The organism is uncultured Agitococcus sp. (genome assembly GCF_937920075.1).
Lineage (GTDB): Bacteria > Pseudomonadota > Gammaproteobacteria > Pseudomonadales > Moraxellaceae > Agitococcus.
Window position 1 is genome coordinate 1 of sequence record NZ_CALETI010000169.1, and the last position, 4,795, is coordinate 4,795.

The following is a 4,795-nucleotide window of genomic DNA, read 5'->3' on the forward strand; positions in this document are numbered from 1 at the left end:
GTCTATTGTTTTACATTCTGATCCAGATCATCATTGGAAATCGGTGATGCACCCCAAAGTTGAATCTAAAATGTTGTCTCCCCAAGATTTGCAAACATGGATGATTCAACGATTTAAATATGCAGGTGGTTCTTTAGATATTGCATTAAGAGATAATCCAGTTTTTCAAGGTAATTTGACGTGGCCGCAACGGGTTATGTATATGACTACGTTTTGGTCATACCTCGGCTGTATTTGGAATGTCATCTTTTTGGTAGCACCAACCATATTTTTAGTGACGGGTATATCGCCAGTCTCTGCATACTCTACACCTTTTTATTGGCACTTTTTGCCCTTTATTATTTGTACTGAGTTAGCTTTTATGTTTGCGACATGGGGAGTTAAAGCTTGGGATGGTAAAGCCTCTTATTTATCTTTTTTTCCTGTCAATTTTCAAGCATTAGCGAATGTGTTGCGTGGTGAAAAAATTAAATTTCCTGTTACTCCTAAAGAGCGTCAAGAAGGCACATTTATTCATTTAGTCTATCCACAATTAGCCATTATTGTGTTAAGTATTATTGGTTTAGTGATTGGTTTTACCAAAATGGCCTTAGATATGCCTTTGGATGTGAGTGGCTTTTTGATTAATGTTTTTTGGAGCATAAACAATATTGCTGCAATGTATCCTCTAGTCAGAGCGGCGTTGTGGAAACCTGATTATCAAGTAGCTTAAAGTGGAGATGATAGATGGCTTTAAAGGATGATTTAATTACAGCGCGCAGTTATATCGTATTTGTGCTTGGTTTATTAGTTGCATTTTCAATGGTGTATTACATTGAGCAAAAAGCGACTGTTGCCCCCCAAGTTATTCCACCAGTCATGATGGTTAAGAGTGTTGTTAAGCTACCTAATAATCAAGTACAAGCGACTCCAGTTGTGCAATCAGAACGTGCTATAGATGAACAAGTGATTGATAAACCTGTGCCTGTCGTTGCCGTACAAACCGTGGCCACTGAGGAAGCAGAAAAAAAACTTGATACGCCCGTTGTCACAGCACAAGTCTCTACCCCACAACCACAACAATTGGTAGCAGACAATGCTATGAAGCCTAAAGTACCTGATGATGTTGTGCTAAATCCTTTGATGGTTAAGAAGCGTCAACCTCGTGTGTTGACCGCCGAAGAAATGGAATGGGCGCGTATTGCATGGCAGTATTTTGCCAATAACACCCAAGCAACAGGCTTAGTCAATTCAGTCAATGGTTATCCATCCACCACCATGTGGGATACCGCCTCTTATATGTTGGGGGCTATTTCGGCTCAGCGTTTAGGCATTATTAGCAAAAAAGAACTCAATGAGCGCATGGCGAATGTCCTAGTTGCTTTAGAAAAAATCCCTTTATTTGATGGCAAATTACCCAATAAATCCTATAACACTAAAACCTTGGCAATGGTCAATTATGCTAATAAAGATGCTACTAAAGGTATTGGTTGGTCAGCGATTGATATTGGCCGTCTATTAGTGCCACTCAAAATTATTTATCAAAAATTTCCAGCACATCGTCCGAGTATTAATAAAGTATTAGCACGTTGGCAAACACAAAACATGTTAGATAGAGGTCTTTTATTTGGAGCATCATTAAAAGCAGATGGAACAGTACATTTATTACAAGAAGGGCGTTTAGGATATGAACAATATGCCGCAAAAACCTTTGCTTTATTCAATAATTGGAGTGCAAATGCAGCGGCTAGTTATACCAACTATTTAGAATATGTGATAATTGATGGCATTAAAATAGCGATTGATAAGCGTGACCCTAAACAACATGGTGCATATAACTATATGTTGAGTGAGCCATTTATTTTAGATGGTTTGGAGTTTGGATTTGATAAAAACTCTGCACAATTAGCCGAAAACATGTTTTTGGTACAAGAACAGCGATACAAGCGTATGGGTATTGTTACCGCAGTAACAGAAGACCATATAGATGTTGCCCCGTATTTTGTTTATAACACTGTTTATGTGGCAGGAAAATCATGGGCGGCAATTACTGATAAAGGACAAGATGCGAGTGCTTTTAGAGCCTTATCAACAAAAGCTGCTTTTGCATGGTATGTTTTGTATCAGCATAACTATAGTGACAAGTTGATTAACGCAGTTAAAGGCTTAAATGTGGCTAATCAAGGATGGTATGCAGGCTTATATGAAGAGGGCAAACGCCCTAATAAAGTGATTACTGCTAATACCAATGGTGTGATTTTAGAAAGTTTAGCTTATCTTAAATCTGGCAAATTATTAGCTAATTGAGGGCATCAATAAATGATTAAAGCTAAAGCATTGACGTTGTGTTTAGCGATGTTAGCAAATGCAAGTGTTGTGGTGTCTGCTCAGGCGATGACTGTATCCGCTCAACCTCCGATTGCCTATAAACAGCGTCAAGGTGCTTTAACTGAAACTGAAATGGAAATGGCCAAAATAGCATGGCGTTATTTTCAAAATAATTATCAACCTGAAACGGGCTTAGTGAATGCAGTAGATGGTTATCCATCCACCACTATGTGGGATACCGCTTCATATATGGCAGCCTTAGTCGCAGCGCATCAATTTAATTTTATTGATAAACAAACCTTTGATAGTCGTTTAACTAAGTTAATTGCCACTTTAAATAATTTAGTGTTATTTCGGAATGAATTGCCTAACAAGGTATATCACACAAAAACAGCCGAAAAAGTGAATTATGCTAATAAGGCAGGTGAAATTGGTTTTTCTGCACTTGATTTAGGCAGAATGTTAATTTGGTTAAGAATTCTTAAAGAAAACTATCCAGAACATGCCAACGCAATAGACAGCGTTGTCTTGCGTTGGGATTTTAGCAATGTGGTTGACAAGTGTGGCACGATGTTTGGTGCAATGCTGAATGCTGATAAAAAAACCGTTTATGTGCAAGAAGGACGTTTGGGTTATGAGGAATATGCGGCCAAAGGTTTTCAGTTATGGCATGTTCCCACTTGTTTATCAACAAGACCAGAACCATTTGCGGTAATGCCCATGTACTGTATTAATGTGCCTTATGATACACGTGACCCACGAGAATTAAATCAACACAATTATGTCGTTTCAGAGTCTTATGTCTTGGATGGGGTTGAATTTGGATGGGATGTTGTCGGCGATATGCACAGTGCTGATAACGTGTTTACCGATAAAATCATGGAGAATTTTGCTCATCGTGTGTATCAGGTGCAAGAAAATCGTTACAAAGAAGCAGGTATTATCACTGCACGTTCAGAACATCAATTAGATAAAGCCCCATACTTCGTTTATGACACAGTTTACACTGATGGTTATCCATGGAATACCATTACCGATAGTGGTAAATATGTGCCTGAGCTTGCAGCAGTCTCTCTAAAAGCAGCACTAGGTATGTGGGTATTGTGGGACACCCCTTATACCGATTTATTAGCAAATCATATTTGGCACCAGTATGTACCCGAAAAAGGTTATTACGAAGGTGTATATGAAAATGGTAAAGGTCCGATTAAAGCATTCACTGCTAATAACAATGGCATCATGTTAGAGAGCCTATTATATAAAGCCAAAGGTAAACTACTCACCATGAATAAGGCAACAAAACCCGTTGTCTCTTTATGGGAAAAAACCATTGCTGATAGTTATAATGGTGAAAACACCAAAAAGAATCGTCCCCAAATTTGTGATACCGCATTAACCAACTTAAAGCCATTAACTGAAAAGAAAACATGGTTTTTTTGGCCTCAAAAATCAACAAACGCGCCGATTCGTGCGATTAAACCGTTAAATAATGAATGTACCGTACAAAAGACGTGTTCAGTATGCCAAGAAAAAGCTCCAGTTACTGTGCCTGCTTGGTCGTCCTGTCACTGAGTTTATCTTCTTGTGGCGTGGTTGTTAGACAAGCAAATCAATTATATCAACAGATTGATGCAGGAAGTTTATTGCATCAAGGACGTATCGCGCCTTTAACTAGCAAAGAAATCGCATGGGCAAAAACGGCATGGCGTTATTTTATCAATAATACCGATAATGACACAGGATTAGTTAATGCCTTAGATCGTTATCCGATGGCTACACCGTGGACAATGGCAGATAGTTTGGCGGCATTATTATCGGCACATCAATTAGGTCTGATTGATAAAATAGAGTTCGATCAGCGGTTAAGTCGATTGCTGGCATTTATGTCACAAATGGATTTGGTTGAAGGGCAATTGCCTAACCGTTTTTATCAAGCTAAAACAGGCAAAATGCTTAACCAATATAGTGAGGTGGGTGAAGCAGGTTGGTCGACTTTAGAAATCAGTCGCTTATTAATTTGGCTAAAAATTGTCGGTGAGTATTATCCTGAATACCATGAATATTTAGATAAAATAGTCTTGCGTTGGCATTTTTGTCAGGTTATTGATGATTGTGGTCAGTTAAAGTTAAAAACTAAAGTCAATAATCAGTGGCAGTATGAGGCTGAGGGACGATTAGGTTATCAGCAGTATGCCGCTTTAGGTTTTAGTCTATGGGGATTTAATAGTAATAAATCTTTAGATTTTAATCCCAATGAGCGAATCAACGTTGATAATATTAATTTGTTATACGATGCACGAGACCCACGTTTAACTCATATTTCTAATCCAATTTTAACAACGCCTTATAATTTATTAGGATTGGAGTTTGCGTGGCAAATTTTTCCAACAGAGGCGGCTAAACAGCAAAAATTGTTTATAGAACAAGCACAGATGGTTTATCGAGTACAAGAAAAACGTTGGCAAACCGAAAAAATATTTACCGCAAA

General features: G+C 38.2%; 4 protein-coding genes. All 4 read left to right on the forward strand.

The genetic code is table 11. From position 1 onward, the window contains the following. Positions 1 to 712: hypothetical protein (locus Q0212_RS06225; RefSeq protein WP_297923655.1), on the forward strand; the 712-nt coding region annotated here is incomplete at its 5' end. Positions 713 to 726: 14 nt separating this feature from the next. Continuing rightward, entirely contained in the window at positions 727 to 2,286 is a 1,560-nt protein-coding gene (locus Q0212_RS06230; RefSeq protein WP_297923657.1) for a DUF3131 domain-containing protein, read from the forward strand. Positions 2,287 to 2,298: 12 nt separating this feature from the next. Beyond that, complete coding sequence (locus tag Q0212_RS06235; protein ID WP_297923658.1) at positions 2,299 to 3,879, forward strand: DUF3131 domain-containing protein; 1,581 nt, start codon at positions 2,299 to 2,301, stop codon at positions 3,877 to 3,879. Continuing rightward, positions 3,861 to 4,795 (forward strand): DUF3131 domain-containing protein (locus Q0212_RS06240; RefSeq protein WP_297923660.1); only part of this gene is annotated, 935 nt, incomplete at its 3' end. The genes Q0212_RS06235 and Q0212_RS06240, both read left to right, overlap by 19 nt.